The 26,311-nt window shown below is 31.9% G+C and carries 22 protein-coding genes, 1 tRNA gene and 1 pseudogene; 11 read left to right on the top strand and 13 right to left on the bottom strand.

Going from position 1 to position 26,311, the window contains the following annotated elements; genetic code table 11:
• Positions 1-248: 248 nt before the first annotated feature.
• Positions 249-323, bottom strand: a tRNA-Val gene (locus tag ABD771_RS03525).
• A 72-nt stretch (positions 324-395) separates the two neighbouring features.
• The gene (locus ABD771_RS03530) at positions 396-1,616 is read right to left on the bottom strand and encodes a bifunctional folylpolyglutamate synthase/dihydrofolate synthase (RefSeq protein WP_345090761.1); all 1,221 of its coding nucleotides are present in this window, start codon (positions 1,614-1,616) and stop codon (positions 396-398) included.
• A 127-nt stretch (positions 1,617-1,743) separates the two neighbouring features.
• Here ABD771_RS03530 and ABD771_RS03535 point away from each other — a divergent pair, with 127 nt between their 5' ends.
• Positions 1,744-2,454, top strand: a complete 711-nt coding sequence (locus ABD771_RS03535; protein WP_425556441.1) for a MotA/TolQ/ExbB proton channel family protein — start codon at positions 1,744-1,746, stop codon at positions 2,452-2,454.
• Positions 2,438-2,833: an ExbD/TolR family protein gene (locus ABD771_RS03540; RefSeq protein WP_345090764.1), complete on the top strand. Its 396-nt coding sequence runs from the start codon at positions 2,438-2,440 to the stop codon at positions 2,831-2,833. The genes ABD771_RS03535 and ABD771_RS03540 overlap by 17 nt, the downstream gene beginning before the upstream one ends.
• Positions 2,834-3,009: 176 nt before the next feature.
• Here ABD771_RS03540 and ABD771_RS03545 read toward each other — a convergent pair whose 3' ends face one another.
• The 4 genes from ABD771_RS03545 to ABD771_RS03560 all read right to left on the bottom strand — a co-directional run bounded on the left by ABD771_RS03545 (position 3,010) and on the right by ABD771_RS03560 (position 7,529).
• Positions 3,010-3,930 carry an energy transducer TonB family protein gene (locus ABD771_RS03545; protein ID WP_345090767.1) on the bottom strand — a complete coding sequence of 307 codons (921 nt, stop codon included), beginning with the start codon at positions 3,928-3,930 and terminating at the stop codon, positions 3,010-3,012.
• Between the two features lie 45 nt (positions 3,931-3,975).
• A complete protein-coding gene (gene nhaA, locus ABD771_RS03550; RefSeq protein WP_345090770.1) occupies positions 3,976-5,130 on the bottom strand; it encodes a Na+/H+ antiporter NhaA in 1,155 nt (384 codons plus the stop codon).
• 1 nt (position 5,131) lies between these two features.
• Positions 5,132-6,358, bottom strand: coding sequence for a Glu/Leu/Phe/Val dehydrogenase dimerization domain-containing protein (locus ABD771_RS03555; RefSeq protein ID WP_345090773.1), 1,227 nt, complete (start codon positions 6,356-6,358; stop codon positions 5,132-5,134).
• 109 nt (positions 6,359-6,467) lie between these two features.
• A complete protein-coding gene (locus tag ABD771_RS03560; RefSeq protein ID WP_345090775.1) occupies positions 6,468-7,529 on the bottom strand; it encodes an anhydro-N-acetylmuramic acid kinase in 1,062 nt (353 codons plus the stop codon).
• A gap of 95 nt (positions 7,530-7,624) precedes the next feature.
• Here ABD771_RS03560 and ABD771_RS03565 point away from each other — a divergent pair.
• The 9 genes and pseudogenes from ABD771_RS03565 (at position 7,625) to ABD771_RS03605 (ending at position 18,560) form a co-directional block, all read left to right on the top strand.
• A pseudogene (locus tag ABD771_RS03565) lies at positions 7,625-8,666 on the top strand (acyl-CoA dehydrogenase family protein).
• A gap of 250 nt (positions 8,667-8,916) precedes the next feature.
• Positions 8,917-9,405, top strand: coding sequence for a DinB family protein (locus ABD771_RS03570; RefSeq protein ID WP_345090777.1), 489 nt, complete (start codon positions 8,917-8,919; stop codon positions 9,403-9,405).
• Complete coding sequence (locus tag ABD771_RS03575; RefSeq protein ID WP_345090780.1) at positions 9,393-10,100, top strand: NRDE family protein; 708 nt, start codon at positions 9,393-9,395, stop codon at positions 10,098-10,100. The genes ABD771_RS03570 and ABD771_RS03575 overlap by 13 nt, the downstream gene beginning before the upstream one ends.
• A gap of 157 nt (positions 10,101-10,257) precedes the next feature.
• A complete protein-coding gene (locus ABD771_RS03580) occupies positions 10,258-11,136 on the top strand; it encodes an ATP-grasp domain-containing protein (protein WP_345090782.1) in 879 nt (292 codons plus the stop codon).
• Complete coding sequence (locus ABD771_RS03585; protein WP_345090785.1) at positions 11,136-11,774, top strand: hypothetical protein; 639 nt, start codon at positions 11,136-11,138, stop codon at positions 11,772-11,774. Before ABD771_RS03580 ends, ABD771_RS03585 begins: the two co-directional genes overlap by 1 nt.
• A 157-nt stretch (positions 11,775-11,931) precedes the next feature.
• Positions 11,932-12,561: an SDR family NAD(P)-dependent oxidoreductase gene (locus ABD771_RS03590; RefSeq protein WP_425556442.1), complete on the top strand. Its 630-nt coding sequence runs from the start codon at positions 11,932-11,934 to the stop codon at positions 12,559-12,561.
• A gap of 12 nt (positions 12,562-12,573) precedes the next feature.
• Positions 12,574-13,176, top strand: coding sequence for a SprT-like domain-containing protein (locus tag ABD771_RS03595; protein WP_345090788.1), 603 nt, complete (start codon positions 12,574-12,576; stop codon positions 13,174-13,176).
• 456 nt (positions 13,177-13,632) lie between these two features.
• A complete protein-coding gene (locus ABD771_RS03600; protein WP_345090791.1) occupies positions 13,633-14,694 on the top strand; it encodes a mannose-1-phosphate guanylyltransferase in 1,062 nt (353 codons plus the stop codon).
• Between the two features lie 65 nt (positions 14,695-14,759).
• On the top strand, positions 14,760-18,560 hold the full coding sequence (locus ABD771_RS03605; RefSeq protein WP_345090794.1) for a T9SS type B sorting domain-containing protein: 3,801 nt from the start codon (positions 14,760-14,762) through the stop codon (positions 18,558-18,560).
• 1 nt (position 18,561) lies between these two features.
• Here the strand turns inward: ABD771_RS03605 and ABD771_RS03610 are convergent, their stop codons facing one another.
• The 7 genes from ABD771_RS03610 to gcvP all read right to left on the bottom strand — a co-directional run bounded on the left by ABD771_RS03610 (position 18,562) and on the right by gcvP (position 26,171).
• Positions 18,562-19,326, bottom strand: coding sequence for an ABC transporter ATP-binding protein (locus ABD771_RS03610; RefSeq protein ID WP_298308861.1), 765 nt, complete (start codon positions 19,324-19,326; stop codon positions 18,562-18,564).
• A 3-nt stretch (positions 19,327-19,329) separates the two neighbouring features.
• On the bottom strand, positions 19,330-20,079 hold the full coding sequence (locus ABD771_RS03615; protein ID WP_345090797.1) for an MlaE family ABC transporter permease: 750 nt from the start codon (positions 20,077-20,079) through the stop codon (positions 19,330-19,332).
• Positions 20,080-20,147: 68 nt separating this feature from the next.
• Positions 20,148-20,996, bottom strand: a complete 849-nt coding sequence (locus ABD771_RS03620) for a glycosyltransferase family 2 protein (RefSeq protein ID WP_345090800.1) — start codon at positions 20,994-20,996, stop codon at positions 20,148-20,150.
• A 17-nt stretch (positions 20,997-21,013) separates the two neighbouring features.
• Positions 21,014-21,544 (bottom strand): methyltransferase, encoded by a 531-nt coding sequence (locus ABD771_RS03625; RefSeq protein ID WP_345090803.1) that lies wholly within the window; start codon positions 21,542-21,544, stop codon positions 21,014-21,016.
• Between the two features lie 74 nt (positions 21,545-21,618).
• On the bottom strand, positions 21,619-22,680 hold the full coding sequence (locus ABD771_RS03630) for a 3-oxoacyl-ACP synthase III family protein (RefSeq protein WP_345090805.1): 1,062 nt from the start codon (positions 22,678-22,680) through the stop codon (positions 21,619-21,621).
• Between the two features lie 121 nt (positions 22,681-22,801).
• Positions 22,802-23,182 (bottom strand): group III truncated hemoglobin, encoded by a 381-nt coding sequence (locus tag ABD771_RS03635; RefSeq protein WP_345090808.1) that lies wholly within the window; start codon positions 23,180-23,182, stop codon positions 22,802-22,804.
• A 145-nt stretch (positions 23,183-23,327) separates the two neighbouring features.
• Positions 23,328-26,171 carry an aminomethyl-transferring glycine dehydrogenase gene (gcvP, locus tag ABD771_RS03640; protein WP_345090810.1) on the bottom strand — a complete coding sequence of 948 codons (2,844 nt, stop codon included), beginning with the start codon at positions 26,169-26,171 and terminating at the stop codon, positions 23,328-23,330.
• Positions 26,172-26,311 lie beyond the last annotated feature (140 nt).

Raw genomic sequence — 26,311 nt, forward strand, 5'->3', positions numbered from 1 at the left:
AAACCTAATGCCATCAACGGATTACTGGTTTACAGTTGACTATCCTGAAGCTGGTGCAATGAAACAATTTAAAGCCCATTTCTCATTAAAAAGATAAAAAAACAACATATTAAACAAACAAAAAAACTCCTCAAAAATGAGGAGTTTTTTTATTTAATATAAGAAATTTGATAATGCATAATAAATTAATTGCTTTTAGAGAAGGACAAAAAAAAACAAATTCAAAAAAATGAATTTGTCTTTTTTTGTGGGCGATGAGGGGTTCGAACCCCCGACCCCCTCGGTGTAAACGAGGTGCTCTGAACCAGCTGAGCTAATCGCCCTTTTATCATGATTATGATTTCTCTTAATCAGGGTGCAAATATAAGGCTTATTTTTAATTCTGCAAACATTTTTTATAAAACTTCTGCTACCACAAAAGTACTTCCGCCTATGTATATAAAGTCTTTTTTGGTAGATGATTTCAAAGCTTCTTGATAAGCGTTTGAAATAGAATTATATACTTTTCCGTTTAATTGAAAATCCGCAGCTTTTTTTTGTAAAATTTCTGCATTTAATCCTCTTGGAATATTTGGTTTGCAGAAATAATATTTTGCGTTTTTAGGAAATAAAGGCAAAATTTCATTCAAGTCTTTGTCATTTACTACTCCTAATACAATATGTAATTGTTCAAATTTTTCATTTTGGAGTTGATTTAGAACTATTTTTAATCCATGTGAATTGTGAGCTGTATCACAAATTACTTTCGGAGTTTCATTTAATTGCTGCCATCTTCCTTGCAATCCGGTGTTTTTTATTACTTTTTGTAATCCATTTCTAATGTTTTCCTCAGTTATTTTAAATTTATTTTGACTTTGTAAAACTTTAATGGTTTGAAGAACAGTTTTTTTATTATGAGTTTGATAATCACCCAATAATTCTGATTGATATGTCTCCTTAATTAAATCTGATGCAAAGAAAATATCAGAATTGGTTTCTTTGGCTTTATTTAGAAAAACATTTTTTGTTTCTTTTTTATATTCACCTATTATTATTGGAACGGTATTTTTAATTATTCCAGCTTTTTCAAATGCAATAGCTTCTAATGTGTTTCCTAGAAATTGTGTGTGATCTAAACCAATATTTGTAATTACTGAAATTAATGGATTTAAAATATTGGTTGAATCTAATCTTCCACCCATTCCAACTTCAATTATATTGATATCCGTTTTTTCTTTTTTGAAATATTCAAAAGCTAGTCCCACGGTCATTTCGAAGAAACTTAATTGGTTTTCTTCAAAGAAAGATTTATTTTTTGAAATGAATTCACATACAAATTCCTTTGAAATTTCTTTACCGTTTATCTTGATTCTTTCTCTATAATCTTTTAAATGTGGTGATGTATAAAGTCCAACTTTATAGCCTGCCTCTTGTAAAACGGATGCTAGTAGGTGAGAAGTAGAGCCTTTTCCATTTGTTCCAGCTACATGAACACATTTTAAATCACATTCAGGATGATTAAGATGCTCAGCAAGTAACAGCGTGTTTGTTAAATCTTCTTTATATGCCGATGCACCTTGTGTTTGATACATAGGTAGTTGGCTAAACATCCAATTTATAGTTTCTTGATAGTTCATTTCTTTTTAATAAAATAATCTTAAAACAAAATATTTTCCCAATTTTGTAGTTTAATATTGTATTAGAATTTATCTTTAGTGCAAATTTGAGATTATTTTTAACAACTAAATCAAAAATCTAATTTATATGATTAATTTTTTTCTACAAGTCCAAAATGATACCATCGCACAAGCTACAGGAGCAGTAATTGAAGGCACTGTAAATACAACTGAAATTTCCGTTTTAGGATTTATTTTAAAAGGAGGTTTTTTCCTTATTCCAATCGCTCTTTTGCTTTTTTATACCTTTTATATAATTATTGAACGTTTTTTATATATCCAAAAGCGCGCTGTGATTGATCCAAATTTGATTAGAGATATTCGTGATAATTTGAATGCAGGAAATATTGATATGGCAGTTTCGGTTGCCGACAGAAGTAATACAGCATCAGGTTATGTGCTTAGAGAAGGTATACTTACTATTGGAAGACCAATTTCAGAAATTGAATCAAATATGGAGCGTGCTGCTAATATTGAAGTTGGTGAAATGGAAAAGAAACTTGGTCAATTAGGACTTATTGCAGGTATTGCACCAACCTTTGGTTTTATTGGAACTATTTCAGGAGTTATTAAAATTTTCTACAGTATTTCTCAAACGGAAGATATTAGTATAGGTAATATTTCAGGTGGTTTGTATGAAAAAATGATTAGTTCGGGAGCAGGATTAGTTGTTGGTATTATTGCTTATTCAGCTTATCACTTATATAATGGTAGAATTGATAGTTTCACCTTAGCAATTCAAAAACAAGTACTTGATTTTGTTAACATAATTCAACGTCCAAATGGTAAAACGAAATAAACGATTTCATGCAGAAGTCGCTACATCATCTTTGAGCGACATCATGTTTTTCTTGTTGTTGTTTTTCTTAATCATTTCCACATTGGCAAATCCTAATGTGATAAAAATGACGTTACCAAAGTCTAAAACAAGTGAGAAGACAAACAAGCAACTTATAAGTCTGTCCGTAACAGAAGATAAACGATTTTATCTTGACAAACAAGAAGTAGCTTTCGATCAACTTGAAGCTTCTTTGCTAGCTCAAATGGGTGATGCTAAAGACCAGACAGTTATGGTTAGAATTCCATTTAATCTTCAAGTACAAGATTTAGTTGATGTATTACAAATAGGCGTGAAGAACAAATTGAAGTTTGTTATAGCAACTAATAATTCTAAATAGGAGCGAATGGTTCGGGATTTATTGGCAATCCATTTTCCTGCTTTTCATTACAATAAAAAATGCTTCCAAACAATGGAAGCATTTTTTATTTTCATTTCAAACGAAGTTCACTGAACTCCAATTGAAATAAAAGTTATGTGAAGTAATCAAGACTAGATAGCCATTGTATTGAATATTTATTCATAGCTAAAATTATAAGTTATGGTTCCAACTTGTTTTTCTGCACCTGTAGGACTAGGAGACCATTTTGTATTCAATGCGGCTTTTTTTGCCTCTGCCATTAAGCAACTACTCACGCTTGCTCCCGAAACACCTCTTTTTCTTTCGGCACTTATTACTTTTCCATTCTTATCAACTGTTACTTCCACTACAATTTTACCAGCTTCATTACAATTATTTGATGGATTAGGTTTTTCTAATGCTTTTCTACCATTTAAAGCATATCCAGAACCGTTTCCTAAACCATTACCACTTCCGTTTCCGCCACCACTTCCTGAACCGCTTCCAGGCCCTGTTCCTGTCCCATTGCCAGGTCCGTTTCCACCACCAGTTCCGCCACCAGAACCACCAGTTCCTGAATAACCGCTAGAGTTGATGTCGCCATTAGCACGTCCTTGATTTCCTGAAGTTCCGCTGTTTCCATCACCACCTTTTTTATTTCCTTTTAAGATATTGGCTAAAGCATCATCAACTTTTTTAACAGGTTTTTTTACTTCAACAGGTTTTTTAATTTCCGGTTTTACAATTGGTTTTGGGTTTTTTACTGGTTTTGTTTTCGGAATTACAGCATCTGTTTTATCAGCATCAGTATCTTCAGAAATTATATCTTCATAAGGAGTTGGTTGTGCTTCATTGTTTTTTGAAACTTCTTTAACATCTAACTCTTTACTTTGATAGTCTGCACCAGAACCAAAGTCAGTATCTCCAAAGTTAACAGTAACGCCACCACCGCCACCGCCGCCAGCCATTGTTAACAATTCAGCATCAGATGGAGGCCAAAAGCGTATGAAAAACATAATCAATAGCAATACAGCATAGATAAGTGTCGCGATTATTAGCGATTTTCTTTTGTCAGCAGGTGTAGAATCTAAACTCATTAGTACTGTTTTATATGTTTTAACGTCGAAATATACTAAAAATTGTTATTCTTCGTGCAAGGGATTAACATTTGATAAACTTTTCTTTAGCCAAATAAAACCAATTAAGCCAGAAATCAAAGAACCAATTAATATCATAAATTTTGAGTTGGTAATTATTTGATGGTCTTCAAATGCTAAAAGCGTAACAAAAATGGACATAGTAAAACCAATTCCACCAAGAAATCCAACGCCAATAATTTTCTTCCAACTTAAGTCCTCTGGCAAATGAGTAAATTTTAATTTTACAGACAAATAAGTAAAAAGAAAAATTCCTATTGGTTTCCCAAGTACCAATCCAAAAATGATGCCTAATGAATAGGATTCAGAAAAATTGTGAATCCAATCCTTGCTAATCACAATGGCTGTATTACACAATGCAAAAATTGGAATAACGATAAAAGCTACAGGATGATGCAACCAATGTTGTAATTGAGACGAAATAGTTTTAGAACTTCCATTTCCAAAAGGAAGAGCGAAGGCTAATAAAACGCCAGTGATCGTAGCGTGAACTCCAGAATTTAACATAAAATACCACATAAAAATTCCTCCAACAAGATATAAAATCAAGTTAGTTACTTTCAATCGGTTCATTATCAGAAGAACTCCAAAAATAGAAAGAGAGATAATTAGATTGGTAAAGTAAATGGTTTTGGTATAAAAAAGTGCAATTAAAATTATAGCACCTAAATCGTCGATTACAGCAAGAGCGGTAAGAAAAATTTTGAGCGAAACAGGTACTCTGTTTCCCAATAATGATAAAATCCCAATAGCAAATGCAATATCTGTAGCCATTGGAATTCCAATTCCATTCTCTGTTGATGTTCCAACATTGAAAGCAAAATAAATTAAGGCCGGAATCAACATTCCGCCCAAAGCTCCTGAAATAGGTAAAATAGCGTCTTTTATTTTAGATAACTCGCCAATATATACTTCACGTTCTAATTCCAATCCAATTAATAAAAAGAAAATGGTCATCAAACCATCATTTATCAAATGCTCAGCACTATGACTACCGATTTGGTAATGCCAAATAGAAATATATTCCTCTGAAATTGAAGAGTTAGCCAAGACAAGAGAAATGACTGTACAGATTAATAAAACCAATCCGCCAGCTTTTTCACTTTCAAAAAATGATTGGAATAATCCTTTTGGTTTCATTTTACACCAATTGTTTTAATGCAATTTCAAATGCCGTTGCGCTGATATTTATTTTTGAATTATTTAAATTGTATGTTTTTTCGATAGCTTTTTTTATGGTTTCAGAAATGTCATAAAAAACAGCTTCGTCAGTCATTTGAACTTTTTTCTCCATAAAGTAAGCAAAAACTCTTGCCATTCCACAATTAGAAATAAAGTCAGGAATCAAACTCACTTTGCTATCAGTTTCCTCCATAATTGGTCCGAAGAAAATTTCTTTATCTGCAAATGGTACATTCGCACCACAAGAAATCACTTCTAAACCTGAACCTATTAAATTATCTAATTGGTCTTTTGTTACTAATCTAGAAGCTGCGCAAGGAGCAAAAATATCTGCACCAATAGTCCATATTTTTTGATTGATTTCTTCAAATGGAATCATATTTTTGGCAACCAATTTGTTTCCGTCTTTATTCAAAAATAATCGTCTGATTTCTTCAAATGAGAATCCGTTTTCGTTTATTATTCCACCATCTCGATCAATAATTCCGATAACTTTTACGCCCATTTCAGCAAGATAAAAAGCTGCGGCTGAGCCTACATTTCCAAATCCTTGAATGATGGCTTTTTTATCTTTAAAATCACCACCATAAGTGTTGTAGTAATGACGAACTGCTTCGGCCACACCATAACCTGTAATCATGTCAGCAACAGTATATTTTCTTAAAACGTCTGGTGAGAATTTTGGGTTTTCAATTACTTTGATTACACCTTGACGCAATTGTCCAATTCTATTGATTTTATCCGCTTCGGTTGGTTTGAAATGGCCGTTAAAAACACCTTCTTGCGGATGCCAAACACCACATTCTTCTGTATAGGGAATTACTTCGTGAATTTCATCAACATTCAAATCGCCACCAGTTCCGTAATAACTTTTCAATAAAGGCGAAACGGCTTTGTACCAACGTTGCAAAACGCCTTTTTTGCGAGGATCATTTGGGTCAAAATTGATTCCAGATTTTGCACCACCAATTGCCGGACCAGAAACTGAGAATTTCACTTCCATTGTTTTTGCCAATGATAAAACTTCGTTCATGTCTAATCCTTTTCTCATACGAGTTCCACCGCCAGCTGCGCCACCACGAAGTGAGTTGATTACAGTCCAACCTTCGGCTTCGGTTTCGCTATCTTTCCAATTGAATACTATTTCGGGTTGTTTGTTTTCAAATTTTTTAAGTAAATCTTTCATTGTATTTAATCTGAATTTGTTTCAGATGTTGCTTTTTAGTTAGTTAATTTGTTTGTGGTGCAAATATAAGGTTTTTAAAAATAGTGAGTTTTGTAGAATTGATACTATTTTAATAAACTACACCAGATGAATGATCCATCTTCGCTCCAGTAACGCTACTCAAAACATTGATTTCATCTCGTAATTTCAAAACTCCTAAAAGCGCAAAAATCAACGCTTCTTTAAATTCTAATGTTTTATTATTCGGAATTATGATTTGGATATTTGGTAAGTGATATTGCATTCTTTCAATTAAAAAATCATTGTAAGCTCCACCACCAGTTATTAGAATTTTTCCTGTTTTGTTTGGTAATGCTAATGAAGTTTGCAAAGCAATGTGTTCGGTAAATGTATGCATTTTATCTTCAATTGAAATCGAATATTTTTCAATTAATGGTAGCACAATTTCTTTTACAAATTCAAAACCGAGTGATTTTGGAAACGATTTTTTGTAATAATTTAAAGCATTTAATTCATTCAATAAATTAGAATCAACTTTTCCTGAACGAGCGATTTTTCCTTTGTCATCGTAATCTAATCCTAATTTATTGGAGTAAAAATTTAGAACGGTGTTTACAGGCGAAATATCAAAAGCAATTCGTTTTGAATTATCTTCAAATGAAACATTAGAAAAACCACCTAAATTCAAACAATAATCATATTCTGAAAATAAAATTCTATCGCCAATTGGTACTAATGGTGCGCCTTGTCCACCCAATTTCACATCTTGAACTCGGAAATCACAAACGACTTTTTCTTGAATTATTTCTGCAATTTGTGGAAGATTTCCAATTTGTAGTGTGAAACCATTTTGAGGTTGATGTAAAATGGTATGTCCATGAGAACAAACGGCATCAATATTTGAAATTGAGTTTCTTTCGATAAATGATTTAATTATGTTTCCTAAAAGTTCGGTGTAATTTTCATTTAATTCAATCAAATTTTCTTCAGAAAAACTTACGGCTACTTTCAATTTGTTTAACCAGTCATGAGAATACGAAATGGTTTCGGATTCCAAAATTTGATAACGCCATTTGTTGTCTTTTATGGTAAAATTGATGTGTGCTAAATCGATTCCGTCAAGCGAAGTGCCTGACATTACTCCTATAATTTTGTAAGTTTCTTTAAACATTGGCTAAATTTACGAAAACGTTTTAGAAATTGATGAAAATGTGCTATTTTTGGACACTAAAATTATCGATTTACTAAATAAACTAATACAAAAATATGGATTTTAATCTTACCGAAGAGCATTTGATGATTCAGCAAGNAGTTAGGTTTTATGGGAATGATGGTTGATCCTAAATATGGTGGAGCTGGTTTAGATAGTGTTTCCTATGTTTTGGCAATGACTGAAATTGCAAAAGTAGATGCGTCGGCCGCAGTAATCATGTCGGTAAATAACTCATTAGTTTGTGCTGGAATGGAGAAATATTGCAACGAAGAACAAAAAATGAAATATTTAGTTCCTCTTGCAAAAGGTGAAGTTATTGGTGCTTTTTGTTTGTCAGAGCCAGAAGCTGGAAGTGATGCGACTTCTCAAAAAACAACTGCAATTGATAAAGGAGATTACTATTTATTAAACGGTACAAAAAACTGGATTACAAATGGTTCGACAGCTTCAACTTATTTAGTAATTGCTCAAACCGATGTTGAAAAAGGACATAAAGGAATCAATGCTTTTATTGTAGAAAAAGGATGGGAGGGTTTTGATATCGGACCAAAAGAGAAAAAAATGGGAATTCGCGGAAGTGATACACATTCCTTATTATTCAATGATGTAAAAGTTCCAAAAGAAAATAGAATTGGTGCTGACGGATTCGGATTTGCTTTTGCAATGAATGTTTTAAATGGTGGAAGAATCGGAATTGCATCGCAAGCATTAGGAATTGCAACTGGTGCTTATGAAATTGCTTTGAAATATTCTAAAGAAAGAAAAGCATTTGGAAAAGAAATTTTCAATCACCAAGCTATTGCTTTCAAATTGGCTGATATGTATGTAAAAGTTACAGCAGCTAAATTATTAGTAATGAAAGCAGCTTGCGAAAAAGATGAAGGTAAAGATATTGCACATTCTGGAGCTATGGCAAAACTATATGCTTCTGAAATTGCTTTAGAAGTTGCTAATGAAGCAGTTCAAATTCACGGAGGAAATGGTTATGTAGCCGAATACCATGTAGAACGAATGATGCGTGATTCTAAAATCACTCAAATTTATGAAGGAACTTCTGAAATTCAACGTATTGTAATTTCTAGAGGATTGGTTTAATCTTCAATTTACTATATTTATAAACCCTTTAAGCTTTTTTCTTAAAGGGTTTTTTATATTTAATTCATGTATGTTTTTTTTAAATGTTAAAACGATATCAGAACACTTTTTATTTTGGCAATAATTACGTTTCTTTGTTGTTTACTATTAGTTTACAATCAAAAATACAAATTTTTAGATTTGTTAAAGTTTAAATTTTAATAATCTTGATTGTACTTTATAACGTAAATGTAAAAAAGATGCTATATATATGTTAATCCCTTCTATTCAAAATACATTAAACGAGTTAAATGACTTGTTATCTCAATTATCGGCTGATGATTATACTTGTCAGTGTCATGGCTTGAGTAATGCTACAATTGGTGAGCACACACGTCACATAATTGAACTTTTTCAATGTTTAGAAAATCAATATGAAAGTGGTGTCATAAATTATGATAGCAGAAAAAGAGATTATGCTATTCAAACCTGTACAGAAACTGCAAAATCTGCTATTGAAACTGTAAAAAATAACCTTGAAAAGCCAAACAAAAATTTTCTTTTACACCAAGTTATTGACGGCGAGACTTTAGAAATAGAAAGTAATTACAATCGAGAATTGCTTTACAATTTAGAACATTGTATTCATCACCAAGCTTTGATAAAAGTGGCGGTTTTACAAAATGATTCAATTAAAATTGATGAAAATTTTGGAGTAGCTCGTTCTACAATTGAATATAGAAATCAATGTGCACAGTAAGTTTTGTTTTTTCTAACGGAAAAGCAATTTTAACACACAATCGTGATGAAAAAGTAGCTCGTCCAAGTGCAATTGAACCTCAAAAATACACTGTAAATAACAAAAACATCTATTTTCCAAAAGACCAAAAAGCTGGTGGAACTTGGTATGCTGTTGCAGAGAACGGAACTGTTTTAGTATTACTAAATGGTGCCGATGAAAAACATCAATTAAAACCATCTTACAGAAAAAGTCGCGGATTAATTGTTCTTGATTTAATAAGTTCAGATTCACCCATTGAGGAATGGAGTGCTATCGATTTATTTGGTATAGAACCCTTTACAATTGTATTATTTCAGGACAAAAAATTGTATCAATTACGTTGGAATGAAATCGAAAAATCTACTTTAAATTTAGATGTAAATCAAAGTCATATTTGGTCTTCGTCAACTTTATATCCAAAGGAAATTAGGGAACATAGAGTTGAATTATTTCAAAATTTTATAGTTTCTAATGAAGTCTCTTCTGAAAAACTTTTTCAATTTCATCGTTATGCAAAAAATGATGATTCTGAGAACGGATTGATTATCAATAGAAACGATGAGATGAAAACGCTGAGCATAACACAAACTGTTATCCAAGAAAATAAAGTCGTACTTTCGTACCACGATTTACAAAATCAACAAGAGTTCACTAATTCAATTACAATAACTTAGTTTGAAATTATTTATTCATAAACTTTTTCATTGGGAATATTGGCCGTTTCAAATTGTCTATATTCCTATTTATTTTTTGTGGGCTTTTTATGCTTTAAAGTCACGAACAATTTTCTTTTTTAATTCCTGTAATCCTAAGATTAAAAATGGTGGATTTATGGCTGAAAGCAAAAAGGAAATTTACAATTTAATTCCACAGAAATATTATCCAAAAACAGAATTGATTTTAGAAAATAATGATTTTGAAAAGGTAATTTCAGTTTTTCAAAGTTCGAATATTCAATTTCCATTTATTGCAAAACCCGATATTGGTTTGCGTGGCTCAGCAGTAAAGAAAATCCACGATTTTGAAGAATTAAAAGCCTATAATTCAAATGCAAATTTTGATTATTTAATTCAAGATTTAATTCCTTTTGAAAATGAAGTAGGTATTTTCTATGTAAGATTTCCTAGTGAAAAGAAAGGGAAAGTAACAGGTATTGTTTCTAAAGAATTTCTAATTGTTGAAGGTGACGGAATTTCTAGTGTAGAAGATTTAATTATAAGAAATCCGAGATATGCTTTACAATTAAAGATATTAAAACAGGAATACGGGCATCTGTTAAAAGATATTTTGATGAAAGGCGAGAAGCGAAATTTGGTGCCTTATGGAAATCATGCTCGTGGAGCAAAATTTATTGATGCAAGTAATTTAATTTCAGATAAATTAACCAAAGTAATTGACGATATGTGTCAAGAAATTCCAGAATTTTACTTTGGAAGATTAGATGTTATGTATTATAATTGGACTGATTTAGAAGATGGGAAGAACTTTGCAATTGTTGAAGTAAATGGTGCAGCAAGCGAACCAACTCACATTTATGATCCAAAACATTCTCTATTTTTTGCTTGGAAAGAATTAGCGCGACATATTACTTACATGTACAAAATTAGCATTGAAAATCATAAAAAAGGAGTTCCATATCTCTCTCATAAAGAAGGAATTAAAGAATATAGATTACATTTAGAGCAAAGTAATAAGATTGTAAATTTTTAATGCAAATTTTAAAAAACATATTCGTCGGATTTTTAGTCAGTTTTATTGGCTCAATTCCGCTTGGTTATTTGAATATTGTGGGTTATGAAGTTTATAAAAGTTTCGGATTAAACGAAACCATTTTCTATTTACTTGGAGTGATTTCAATTGAGTTTTTTGTAATTTATTTCACTTTGATATTTGCTAATAAATTAATTGAAAATAAAAAACTGATTAAATTTATTGAAGGATTTTCTATCGTTTTTATGTTTTTATTGGCTTATATTTTTTATTCAAGTGCTTCCAAAGAAGCATCTTCACAATCAGTTTTAGACAAATATGTTGATTATTCTCCATTTGTTGTTGGAGTAATATTAAGTTGTTTAAACTTTATTCAAATTCCGTTTTGGACAAGTTGGAATTTGTATCTATTAAATGGAAATTATATAGAAGTTTCGAAATCAAGAAAATATTTCTACGTTTTCGGAACTATTTTCGGAACCTTTTTAGGAATGTTAGTTTTGATTTTATCTTTAGATTATGTAACCAATCAAACTGATTTTTTGGCAAAGTATTTAATGAAAGTAATAATTCCTTTAGTATTTATAATTTTGGGATTAGTACAAGGATTTAAGTTTTATAAAAAGTATTCTAAATAGTTTTTTTATCTTTACCATCAAGTAAAGAAACAAATGGAATTGAAGATTATTTCATCAGTTCGCCAAAATGGCTCGAGTCACGAACATCAAAAAACAATTTTAAATTGTGAGTAAAAACATTATTATTACAGGAACTTCTCGTGGAATTGGTTACGAAATGGCATTACAATTTGCAAATGCCGGACATCAAGTCTTGGCCATTTCAAGAAAAACACCACAAGAATTAATAGAAAACCCAAACATTACTTGTCTTTCTATAGATATTGCTGTAGAAGACGAAATGCATATCATTGATAAATTTATTTCTTCCACTTGGATAAAAGTAGACATTCTAATTAATAATGCTGGAAGTTTAATCAATAAACCTTTTTCACAGCTGACACAACAAGATTTTGAAAGTGTTTACAAAGTAAATGTTTTTGGAGTAGCTAATTTAACAAGAACGTGTTTGCCTTATATGCCAAAAGGAAGTCATGTAGTTTCAATAAGTTCTATGGGCGGAATTCAAGGAAGTATGAAATTCCCGGGATTAGCAGCTTATTCATCTAGTAAAGGCGCCGTAATTACTTTATCAGAATTATTGGCAGAAGAATATAAAGAACAAGGTATTGCATTCAATGTTTTAGCACTCGGAGCTGTAAATACCGAAATGTTACAAGAAGCTTTTCCAGGATATGAAGCACCAATTTCACCAAAAGAAATGGCCGATTATATTTTCAATTTTGCTTTGACAGGAAATAAATTTTATAATGGAAAAGTATTGCAGGTTTCTAGTTCAACTCCATAAAATGTTTTTAAATTGAGTGAAGTCCTATCAAAATACCTTCCTGAACATGCTGTCGAATTGTGTTTTGAATTAATCAAAGCTAATTCGGTGCATTTAAAAATCGTTAACGAACGACAAACGCGACATGGTGATTATCGAAAAGGACTTTCAGGTAAACATGAAATTACTGTAAATGCCAATTTAAATAAATACCGATTTTTGATAACATTAGTTCACGAAATTTCCCATTTAGTGGCTTTTGAAAAATACGGAGGAAAAATTTTACCTCATGGAGTAGAGTGGAAGATGACGTTTCAAAGATTGATGGTTCCTTTTATTCGACCAGAGATTTTTCCACATTCTGTTTTGCCTTTGGTGGCGAATCATTTTAGAAATCCAACTGCTAGTAGTGATACTGATGGCAAATTAGCTTTTGCTTTAAAACAATTTGACGAAAGGAAACCAGATGTTCATTACATTCACGAAGTACCAAGTGGTAGTTTGTTCAGAATAAAAAACGGTAGAATTTTTCAGAAAAAAGGACTTCGAGTTAAACGATATGAATGTATTGAAGTAAACACAGGAAGAACTTTTTTGTTTAACGCCAACGCTGAGGTTGAAATAATTCCTGGATAAGATGAAGAAATTTAAGGCTTATTATTTATTGTTTCTAACCTCTGTGATTTTTTTTGTTATTAGTTTTTTAGTCCATTATAAGATGACTTTTGATATTAATATATATGATACTTATTATGTTATTAGTGAAGTTGATTTCTACATAATGAATTCTTTTTTTACAATGATGATAGGCTTATTATATTTTATTTTTGAAAAATTTAAAATTATTTTATTTTCTGTTCTTTCAAAGGTTCACATATTTGGAACAATATTTTTATTTTTTCTAATTATTTATTTTAATTATTACAATTTATTAGAATATCAATCAAGTGAATTTTTATTTGATAAGCCAGATTATAATAAGTACATAATTATTTCAATTTTAGTATTAATCTCGTTACAACTCCTATTTATTATAAATATATTTGTATCTCTAATTAAAAAAATGAAGACATTTCGTTCTTCAAAATAAATATGAACAATAATTATTACGCAATATTGATGGCTGGTGGTGTTGGATCACGATTTTGGCCCGTTTCTACAACAGAATTTCCAAAACAATTTCATGATATGTTGGGTTCTGGACATACATTGATTCAGAAAACTTTCAGTCGTTTATCAGAATTAATTCCTGCGGAAAATATATTTATATTAACCAATGAATTATATAATGATTTAGTTTTAGAACAATTGCCAATGGTTAGTCAAGAGCAAGTTTTGTTAGAACCAGCAATGCGAAATACGGCACCATGTATTTTATATGCATCATTAAAAATTCAAAAGTTGAATCCTGACGCGGTTATGGTTGTAGCACCAAGCGATCATTGGATTGAAGATGAAGAGGAGTTTGCAAATAATTTGAAACAATGTTTTGATTTTTGTGAAAAAGAAGATGCTTTAATGACTTTAGGGATTAAACCAACATTTCCAAATACAGGTTTTGGTTATATTGAATTTGATAAATCTGATGTAAATCCTATTAAGAAAGTAAATCAATTTAGAGAAAAACCCGATTATGAGACGGCAAAATCGTTTCTTGAAGCAGGAAATTTCCTTTGGAATGGAGGAATCTTTATTTGGAGTGCCAAATCTATAACTTCTGCTTTTGAAAAGTTTCAGCCGCAAATGAATAATTTATTTTTACAAGGTTTGGAAAGTTATAACACAACTTCTGAAAAAGATTTTATTTTAGAAAACTATGCTTCTGCAGAAAATGTTTCGATTGATTATGCTGTAATGGAAAACGCTAAAAATGTTTATGTTTTACCAGCAACTTTCGATTGGAATGACCTAGGAACTTGGGGACAATTGCATGAAAAAATTGATAAGGATGAGAATAATAATGGAGTTATTAATGCCAAAGTTATTTTAGAAAATGCCTCAAACAATATAATTCGTTCCGATGCTGATAAGATTATAGTTGTAGATGGTTTGCATGATTACATCATAGTTGACAAAGAAGGAGTTTTAATGATTTATCCAAAATCTAAAGAGCAGGATATTAAACGAATAACAGGTTTAGCAAATAATTTGTAAGTAATTTTATAAAAAATAGCGCAACCTTTTGTAAATTTATACATCTAATGTAAAAAATACAATTTATGAAAGGCACAAGAACTAAAAATCAATTACATCTAATTTTCTTTCTTGTATTTTTTTTCCAATTTTCATTTGCACAATTGTCAAGTTTTAGTTTGGTTGTAACAAAAACAGATGAGGCTTGTACAGGCAATGGTTCCTTGAGTTTTAATGTTCAAAATACCACACCAGGAGCAACAATTGTTTATTCAATTTATTTGTTGCCAAATGTAACTACTCCGATTGCGACAACTTCCAATACAACCTTTACAGGATTGCAATCAGGTAATTATACAGTTATTGCAACTCAAACGTTGGGTAATTTATCTAACACTGCCCAACAAAGCATTCAAATAAATGATACAAGAGTTTTACTTACTTATCAAGTTTCAAGTTTGCAAACAAGTTGTGCAATTGGAACAATAGTAGCGACTGTTTTAACAGGAAATCCAGTAACTTATGAAATAACTTCTGGACCAGTAATAAGACCACCACAAGCTTCAAATATGTTTGCTGGATTAGGGCCTGGAACCTATAACATTAGAGTTAACGATGCTTGTGGTGAAGGAGTTGTTCAGACCTATACCTTAAGTTTTACTAATCCGCCTAATCTAACTTTAGGTAACTTTATCAAAACCTGTGCATTAAATACTTGCAATACAATATCAGGTACCTTTTTAGTAACGGCTGATTTAAATACTTCAATAAGATATCCGCTTACAATTCAAACTACAACATTTCCGCCTTCTGGTGGTGCTCCAATTATTCAAAGTCAAACTTTGAGTTCTGGAAGTTCTAATAGTCAATTAGTGTCTTTAATTGTTCCTTTTTTTCATGCTCAAAATTATACTTTTAATATACAAGTAACTGATGCTTGTGGCAACATTTATTCTAACAATGCTATTCCAATTTTTGGGCAACTTAGTGCTAATTCACAGCAATTGTATGCCAATTGCATTACTGGAATAGAAGTTTCACTTTGTGATTTTTTACCGCCTTATACAACAAGTTTTATTTCAGCACCTGCTGGTTTTAATCCTACACTTTTTAATAGCAACCATCCTGGGCCATTTAATTCAAGTGTTTTAGTTTATAGTTCAAACAGTATAAATGATTTACCTGTTGGTAACTACACTATTCAGATTGTTGATGCTTGCGGAAGAACAGTACAAACTCAGGTCTCAATAGTAGCTGTTTTACCCGGATTTGAAGTTGTGCCAGTTCCTGATTCATGTGCTGGTGAAGCAATTGTAAGAATACCAAATGGCGGTCCATTAGTTACGTCTGTTATAATGACGAGCGGACCTTCAACAATAAATCAAACTTTTCCTTACAATGTTTCTTTTAATATAAACTCAGGTGTTTTTACAATGCAGTTACCTTCTGGAACATACAATTTTACAGGGACTGATGTGTGTGGCAATAGTTTTCAATATGAAATAATAATTTTGCCAAGAGTGGTATCAATGACAGCAGCTGGAAATAGTTTTCCCGGTTGCACTTCTAATGATGGAATTATAACGGTTACAAGTGCTGGTGGGACAATATCCTCAATTAGAATTACCAGTGCGCCATCGGCTTTGAACCAAACATTACCTTATTTGGTTCCTTTAGCCAATCCAAATAGTATGTATGTTCAGATAACTAATTTACCAGCAGGAAATTATACTTTAGCGATAACAGATAATTGTAATCAGGTATACACTTTAACAGCTACTATTTCTAATGTAGTTTCTAATGATCCATTAGTGTTATTGGATAGAAAAGGTTGTGGAGTAGGTTTTGATTCTATAGGATTAATAAGTCCAAACGGACCTCTTCAAGTAGTAACTATTATTGCAGCACCTTCGACTTTTTCATTTCCGTTACCTTATAATGTTAGTTTTAATATTGCCGCCAATGGCATATTTTATATGAATTCTTTACCAGAAGGAACCTATACTTTCTATTCTAAAGATATTTGTAATGTAGAAAGAACAGAAACTAGGTTATTAACCGGATACCATACAACTACCGAGGATATTCAGGTTGTTTCAAATTGTGGCTCGTTTGATTTAGTATTAAATTATAATGATAATAGTGCATATTTATCACAGTTTTGGTTACAAAAATACAATTCTATAACAGGACAATGGGTGCATCCAACAACTGGAGTAGTATATCCAACTAACTCAATGCCTAGTTCAAGTAATTCAATTAACTTAATAAACAATACCACAAATTTAAACATAGCTGCTACTGGGCAATTTAGAATTTTGAAAACTTATGAATATTTTTCTAATGGAAGTCCAAGTTTGTTAAAATGTATAGAAAACATAAGAAGTTTTGAATATAATGGTGGGTTGCAAATAACAGCAGCTTACGCGCTACCTTGCGTCAATCAAGGGACACAAATTATAATTGTTGCCAATGGAATTCCTCCATTAACCTATAGAATAACTTCAAAAGACGGTTTGCCTTTTTTAGTTAATAATGGTACTTCAAATATTTTTTCTGGACTTCAACCCGGAATTTATAATTTTCAAGTTCAAGATACTTGTGGTAATATTGTTAATCGACTTTTTGATATAACGACTTTGCCAGAACCTTCAATAACACCTAGTAATTTATGTCAAGGTCAATCAGGCGAGTTGTCGGTTCAGGCATTTTCTTTTTTAAATTATCAATGGTGGAAAGGAACAAATACGACTACTATTTTAAGTACTACAAATGTTTTAACTTTCAATCCATTTAATGGAGTTACAGATGCAGGAACTTATTATGTTAGAATTTATTCAACAATTCCAGGTTCTTGTGTTGATAGAATTTTGTCCTATACAATTCCTTTGAGTACAATTCCCAACGCTGGTTTGGATGGAAATTTGGTGCTTTGCGGAACATCAAATTCAGTTAATTTATTTACATTATTGAACGGAACTTACGACACAGGAGGCGTTTGGCAAGAAATTACAAATAGCGGTATGTTATCAGGAAGTAATTGGCTACCACTTGGAATTCCTTATGGAGTCTACAATTTTAAATATACGGTTTCAGGATTTTGTAATGCTATAGATGAATCTTTTGTATCAATTACTTTTAATCCTATTCCGATGGATCCAATTGTAGATGTTGATTCTAATTATTGTAGTGGTGATGATATTCAGTTTTTTACAGAAACTATACCAAATGCAACTTATCAATGGACTGGACCTAATGGTTTTACGGCTACTACTCAGAATTTGGTTTTTAACGATAGTACCACAATTTTATCTGGAAATTATACGGTTACAGCTAATTTAAATGGTTGTACCTCTTCAACAACTAAAACAATTTTGGTAAAACCTATTCCTCAATTTACTATAGAAGCTAATTGTATTAATAATAATTTCACAATTACCGCAGTGTCTGCTAATGGAACATTTTCAAACTCTGATACTTTCTTGTGGTCAGGTCCTGATGGTTTTACTAGTACAATAAATCCAATTCAAATTTCAAACAAACCAAAAGGAACTTATTCTGTTGTTATTACAAATATCGATGGATGTAGCACGTCTCAATCAGTGGAAGTTTTAAGCACATTATGTACTATTCCAAATGGGATATCTCCAAATGGTGATGGTCTTAATGACTCTTTTGATTTATCAGGATTTACAGGAATTCGTGAGATAAAGATTTTTAATCGCTATGGAATGGTTGTATATGAACAAGAAAATTATATTGACCAATGGCATGGACAACAAAAGAATAGTGACAAATTATTGCCAGACGGAACTTATTATTATTTGATTAATTTTGAAAATAGCGAACCAAAAACAGGTTGGGTTTATTTGGTAAGAGAGTACTAAACTATTCTTCTTTATTTTGTGCTTTTCTAATTTTTTTAAACAAGTTAGAAGAATAAACAAAATCAACTATAGCTTCATTATCAGTTTTGAAGATGTCTTTTTTGGAACCTTCCCATGCAAGAATTCCATTTTTAAGAAAAATGATTTTGTCTCCAATCTCCATAACGGAGTTCATGTCGTGAGTATTTACAACTGTTGTTATATTGTATTCAACAGTAATTTCATGAATCAAATTATCAATTACAATAGCCGTTTTTGGATCTAATCCTGAATTGGGTTCGTCACAAAAAAGATATCTTGGATTGTTTACAATAGCTCTTGCAATAGCAACACGTTTTTGCATTCCACCTGAAATTTCTGAAGGTTTTTTATGATTGGCATTAACTAAATTAACTCTATCAATTACAGTGTTTACTCGTTCTCTAATTTCTTCAGGAGATTTTGTGGTAAACATTTTTAATGGAAAACCAATGTTCTCTTCAACCGTCATGCTGTCAAACAAAGCACTTCCTTGAAAAACCATTCCAATTTCTGTTCTCAAGGCACGTTTTTCATCCGCAGATAGTTCAGAATAAATTCTTCCATCAAAAGATATCGTACCAACATCAGGAGTAAAAATTCCTAATAATGATTTTAATAAAACAGTTTTACCAGAACCACTTTGACCAATAATTAAATTAGTTTTACCAGCATCAAAAGTGGCTGAAATTCCTTTCAAAACTTTAGATTCTCCAAAAGATTTTTCTACGTTCTTTACTTCTATCATCGGTTAATTGGTTAAAAGTAATTGAGTTAAAATATAATTCACCAAGATGATTACTACAGATGTCCAAACAAATGAAACGGTACTTGCTTTACCAACTTCTAACGCTCCACCTTTCATATAATAACCATGAAAAGAAGGAATTGTAGCTAGAATCATAGCAAAAACAACTGTTTTTATAAAGGCATAAGTGATATGAAATGGAATAAATTCGGTTTGAATTCCTTGTATAAACTCATTACTTGCTGTAAAACCACCGTAAACTCCAGCCATCCAACCTCCAAGAACACCAAGAAACATAGCTATTCCAATCACAAATGGATACAATAAAAGTGCGATTATTTTAGGGAAAACTAAATAATTTAATGAATTTACGCCCATTACTTCTAATGCATCTATTTGCTCAGTAACACGCATTGTTCCTATACTTGATGTGATAAACGAACCCATTTTTCCTGCCATAATGATGGAAATAAAAGTAGGAGCAAACTCTAAGATTACTGATTGTCTAGTAGCAAAACCAATTAAATATTTTGGAATCAATGGATTGGTTAAATTCAACGCCGTTTGAATAGAAACAACACCTCCAACGAAAAAGGAAATAAAAGCAACAATTCCAAGGGAATCAATTATTAAATCGTCTATTTCTTTGAAAATTAATCCTCTCATAACCGACCATTTTGTGGGTTTATTGAAGACTTCTTTCAGCATTAAAAAATACCGGCCTATTTGCGTTAAATAACGAATTAACATCATAGTTTTAAAATATGGTCAAAAATAGTGAGAAGTTATGAGTTTTAAGTTATGAGTTGTGAGATTTTAACTTAAAATAGTTTCTCTTTCATCTTCTGAAGTCTGTAATTACGAATAAATTTAGCTTGTTCTTCAGTAACCAAAAGTGGTTTTTTAGAAGATTTTGCCTTCCAAAAACCTTTTATGTAATCTATAAAGAGAAAAGGTTTTTTCTTCAACATAGCCAGTTTTAAGGAAGCAATAGCTGTGATCCAAAATCCATATCCTAAGGAATAAAACGCTTCTCCTTGTTTGTAACGAGCTGTTTTGTTGTAGTTTGCGCCTGTTGTTTTGAGATGTTTTACATGTAAACTTTCATCGGTAACCACTTTCCAATTGTAGAATTTACAAAGTAACTCGTCAACGGTATCCCATCCCATTTCAGGTTTTAAGCCGCCAATTTGTTTGAAAGTTTCTTTTCGATAAGCTTTTAATGCTCCACGAATATGGTCTTTATCAGTTAGGTTTTCTAAAACCCAGTCGCCATTTTTTTCTATGTAGCAAAAACCGCCTGCCATCCCAATTCGTTCATTTGATTTGAAATGTTTAATTATGGTTTCAAAATAATTGTTCGGAAAAATTAAATCGGCATCTGCTTTTACAATAAAATCATAGTTTTCATCCAAAGTTTCTAATCCTTTTTGAAATGCTTGAATAACTTTGCTTCCTGGCAAATGAATGGCATCAGAAGTCTTATTAACTAAAGATATAAAAGAATATTTTGAAACAAATGAATTGACAATTTCTTCAGTATTATCAGTAGAATTGTCATTCACCACAACAATTTTTGTTGGTAAAACTGTTTGTTCTACCAAAGATTGAAGTGTCAAAGAAATCAAAGATTCTTCGTTGTGTGATGGAATGACGATGTAATACTTCATTAGATAATCACTATTTACTAATTACTTTTCACTCTTTCAGCAAAAACAATATAATATCTCGGAGTAAAGTATCTTAACAATGGTCTGAAACCAAGTTTTTTAACTGGATGTGTGAATTTTTCTCTTGCAGTAATTTTCCAACCTGTTTTTTCTAAAAGCCAATCCAATTGCCAATCTTCAAATTCGTGATAATGTCTGTCCCACATATCGGTTTTGCTTCTGTATGCAGGCGAAAACCATAAACACAGCGGAATGGAAATCAGCAATTTATCACATTTTACATTTTGTAAAACAGTGTAAGGATTTAGTAAATGTTCGAAAATTTCAAAAGCTGTAAAAACCGTATAAGTTTCGTTCTGTAAAGCCGTTTGGTCGTTGTCTAAATCTTCACCTTTGGTGTTTTTTACAGTATAACCATTCTCTTCCATGATTTTTGAAAAAGGATTGGGAACACCTAAATCAAATATGATTTCTGATGTAGTAACGTGCTTTTGTAAAAATTCTAAAGTATGCTTAAAGCGTTTATTGGGAAATGTTTTTTCGTACATGAACATTGAAAATTAAAGATGCAAATGTACTAATTTTTACTTCGTACTTTGTATTTCTTACTTCGTACTTTCTTTTACATTCTATAAACAATCGCATTGATATTCATTCCGGCGCCAACCGACGCAAATAGAATTACATCACCTTTATGAATTTCTTGATTTTCAATTTTTCCTTTAATCAAAGAATCGTATAAAGTTGGAACAGTCGCAACACTTGAATTCCCTAATTTATGAATGCTCATTGGCATAATTCCTTCAGGTGGCGTTTGTCCGTATAATTTGTAAAAACGTTGAATAATCGCTTCATCCATTTTTTCATTAGCTTGATGAATCAATATTTTTTTCACTTGATTGATGTCAATTCCAGTTTTATCTAAACATTCTTTCATGGCTTTTGGAACATTGCTCAAGGCAAATTCATAAATCTTTCTACCATGCATTTTTATGTAACGAACATCAGGGTCATGGTCTTTGTTAAAGGAATTTCCAAAGAATAAATAACTGGCTTCATCATAAGCATAAGTAGCCGATTCATGAGCTAGAATTCCTTCTGCTTCACCATCAACCGCTTCAATAATTGTTGCACCAGCACCATCAGAATAAATCATTGAATCTCTATCATGCGGATCGGTAACTCTTGATAATGTTTCAGCACCAATAACCAAACATTTTTTTGCCATTCCGGCTTTGATAAATGCAGTTGCTTGAATAACACCTTCAACCCAACCAGGGCAACCAAAAAGCATATCATATGCTACACACTTTGGATTTTTTATGCGTAAATTGTGCTTTACACGAGTTGCCAAACTTGGAAGTAAGTCTGCTTGAATAGCTCCTTTTTTTTGATTTCCAAAATTGTGAGCAAATATGATGTAGTCTAGAGTTTCAGGATCAATTTTTGAGTCTTCAATTGCTTTTTTTGCTGCAATAAAAGCGATATCAGATGTCAATAAATCATCAGAAGCATAACGACGTTCTTCAATTCCAGTAATTCCGTAAAATTTTTCTGTAATAACCTCATTTGGAAGTGGAAACGGCGTTCCATCTTCGTTCAAGAAAACATGATTTGAAAAGTCTTTATTGGTTACTATTTCTGTTGGAATATAACTTCCAGAACCTGTTATTTTTATGTTCATTTTTTACAAATTATAGAACTAAATTATTAATAAAAACCTTTGCTTGTATCGAAACAATTGTTAATGTGGAATAAATTATGAATTAGACAAAGAAAGATAGCTAAAATTATTGATGTCGTAATTATTCCGCTTTCTGCTGAGCGATTTTTATTTGCATAATCGTTGAAAGATTGTGTGCCATATTTTTCATGCGTTCGCAATTAAAACCTTCAAAATTTTCGTTAATGGCAGCTTCAAAATGTGTCAACCAAATTTCAAACAATTCTTTTGATAAATAGGATTTCATATTTACATCCAAATGAATTTGTGTCAAATTATTAAAATATCCACCCGTTCCAAAAATAGCTTGCGACCAAAAAGTCACTAGAATAGGTAAGTGTTCCTCCAACTTTATTTTGACAACATCAGTAAAAATGTAACTGATTTTATCATCAGCTAAAAGTTTTTTATAAAAATCCTCTACAATAATATATAAGTCATCTTGATTTTGAACGTCATTCATTTCAGAAAAAATTAAAGTGCAAAGTTACACGATTCCAAATTCAATAGGCTGATTTATGTCATATTTATAAAAGAAAAAGGTTTCAAAAATTAATTTGAAACCTTTAAACTTCGTATTTCTGATTTTGTACTTCCGTACTTACAAATTACATATATGCTTCAATAGGAGCACAGCTGCAAACTAAATTTCTATCACCATAAGCATCATCTACACGACGAACGCTTGGCCAAAATTTATTTTCTGCAATGTAATCCAATGGGTAAGCCGCTTGTTCTCTGGTGTAAGGGAAAACCCAAGTATCAGCAGTTAACATATTTAAAGTATGCGGTGCATTGTGCAATACATTGTTAGTTTCCTCTTTAGTTGCTGCTTCAATTTCTTTTCTAATAGAAATCATGGCATCACAAAAACGATCCAATTCTGCTAAATCTTCCGATTCAGTTGGCTCAATCATCAACGTACCAGCTACTGGGAAAGAAACGGTTGGTGCATGAAACCCATAATCCATTAAACGTTTTGCAATATCGGTAACTTCAATACCTTTTTCTTTGAAAGCTCTACAATCTAAAATCATTTCGTGTGCCGCTCTTCCCATTTCTCCTGAATATAAAACTGGATAGTGCGATTCTAAACGCGTTTTCATATAATTGGCATTCAAAATTGCATATTTTGTAGCATTTGTAACGCCTTCTGAACCTAACATAGAGATATATCCATAAGAAATTAAGCAAACTAATGCCGAACCATATGGCGCAGCAGAAATAGCCGTAATCGCTTGATCTCCACCTGTAGGAATGATTGGGTTGGTTGGTAAAAACGGAACTAATTTTTCGTTTACACAAATTGGTCCAACACCTGGTCCACCACCACCATGAGGAATTGCGAAAGTTTTGTGTAAGTTTAAGTGACATACATCAGCACCAATTGTTGCAGGATTGGTCAATCCAACTTGTGCATTCATGTTCGCTCCATCCATATAAACCAAACCGCCATTTTCATGAATAAGTTCTGTGATTTCACAAATAGCACTTTCAAAAACACCGTGCGTTGACGGATAAGTAACCATTAATGCTGATAAATTATCTTTATGTTCGATGGCTTTTGCTCTTAAATCTTCTACATCAATGTTACCGTTTTCCATTGTTTTGGTTACGATAATTGTCATTCCTGCCATAGCTGCCGAAGCTGGATTGGTTCCATGAGCTGATGATGGAATCAAGCATACATTTCTGTGATTATCACCACGAGATAAGTGATAAGCACGAATGGCCATCAAGCCTGCGTATTCTCCTTGTGCACCTGAATTTGGTTGTAAAGTTGTTCCTGCAAAGCCTGTAATAACATTCAATTGATGCTCTAACTTTTTAAGCATAATTTGGTAGCCTTCTGCTTGTTCAATTGGAGCAAATGGGTGAATTGAATTCCAATTTGCCATTGATAATGGTAGCATTTCGGCAGCAGCGTTCAATTTCATCGTACATGAACCTAATGAAATCATGGAATGATTTAACGATAAATCTTTACGTTCTAATTTTTTGATATAACGCATCAACTGACTTTCAGAATGATGACTATTGAAAACATCATGCGTTAAGAAAGTTGAAGTTCTTTCTAATGATGATGGTATGTTATTTGTTGAAGATAATTCAGAAACTTTGAAACTTTCTTTACCTGTTGCTTCTGCAAAAATGGCAATGATTTGATTCAAATCTGAAATTGAAGTCGTTTCATTTACAGAAATTGAAATGGTTTCACCGTCAATATAAAAGAAATTAACTTCATGTTTTTCTGCAATTGCTTTCACTTTAGATGCATCTGCTTTTACAGCAATAGTATCAAAGAAAGAAGTGTTTACATTATAAACACCCAATTTGTTTAAAGCATCTGATAAAGTTACTGCAGAAGCATGTACTTTGTTAGCAATATATTTCAAACCTTTTGGTCCGTGAAAAACGGCGTACATTCCAGCCATAACAGCTAATAAAACTTGAGCTGTACAAATATTAGAAGTTGCTTTTTCACGTTTGATATGTTGCTCACGAGTTCCTAATGCCATTCTCAAGGCACGATTTCCGTTAGCATCTATTGTAACACCAATGATTCTTCCTGGCATCGAACGTTTGTGTTCTTCTTTAGTTGCAAAAAACGCAGCATGTGGACCACCATAACCCATCGGAATTCCGAAACGTTGTGAAGTCCCAACTACTACATCAGCACCCATTTCTCCTGGAGGTGTTAATTTTACCAATGATAAAATATCTGATGCTACAGCCACTTTTATTTCTTTTTCATGAGCTTTTGCAATAAAATTGGCATAGTCATTTACTTGACCAAATTTTCCTGGATATTGTAAAATCGCTCCGAAAAAGTCTGTTGAAAAATCAAATGTTTCGTGATTTCCAATTACTAATTCAATTCCTTTTGGAGTAGAACGTGTTTGTAAAACCGATAATGTTTGAGGTAGAATTTCTTCAGAAACGAAGAATTTACTAGCATTGTTTTTCTTTTGATCACGTGTACGAACGTCAAATAATAAAGCCATTGCTTCAGCAGCTGCAGTTCCTTCATCAAGAAGTGATGCGTTGGCAATTTCCATTCCTGTAAGTTCGATTATCGTAGTTTGATAATTCAAAATAGCTTCCAAACGACCTTGAGCAATTTCAGCTTGATAAGGCGTGTAAGCTGTGTACCAACCTGGATTTTCAAAAATATTTCTTTGAATCACAGCAGGAACAATCGCTGGATGATAACCCAAACCAATATACGATTTGAAAACTTTATTTTTCTTTCCTAATTCTTGAATGTGCGTTAGGTATTCATATTCAGTCATTGGAGCGTCTAAATCCAAGTCTTTTTTTAGACGGATATTGTCTGGCACAGTTTCATAAATTAACTGGTCAAGACTTTCTACTCCTATGGTTTTAAACATATGTTGTAGGTCGTTCTCACGTGGACCTATGTGGCGTAATGCAAATGAGTCTGTTTTCATTTAAATAATTATATATATAAAGTTTGTGTGTTGTTTTAAGAGAACAAAAGTAATTATTAAACTTTTATTTTTAAGTTAAACAAAGGGTAATATTTTGAGAAATTGTTAACTAAAAACAAGGTTTATTAACATAATGATTA

The sequence above is a fragment of the Flavobacterium chungnamense genome, from assembly GCF_039539165.1.
Lineage (GTDB): Bacteria > Bacteroidota > Bacteroidia > Flavobacteriales > Flavobacteriaceae > Flavobacterium > Flavobacterium chungnamense.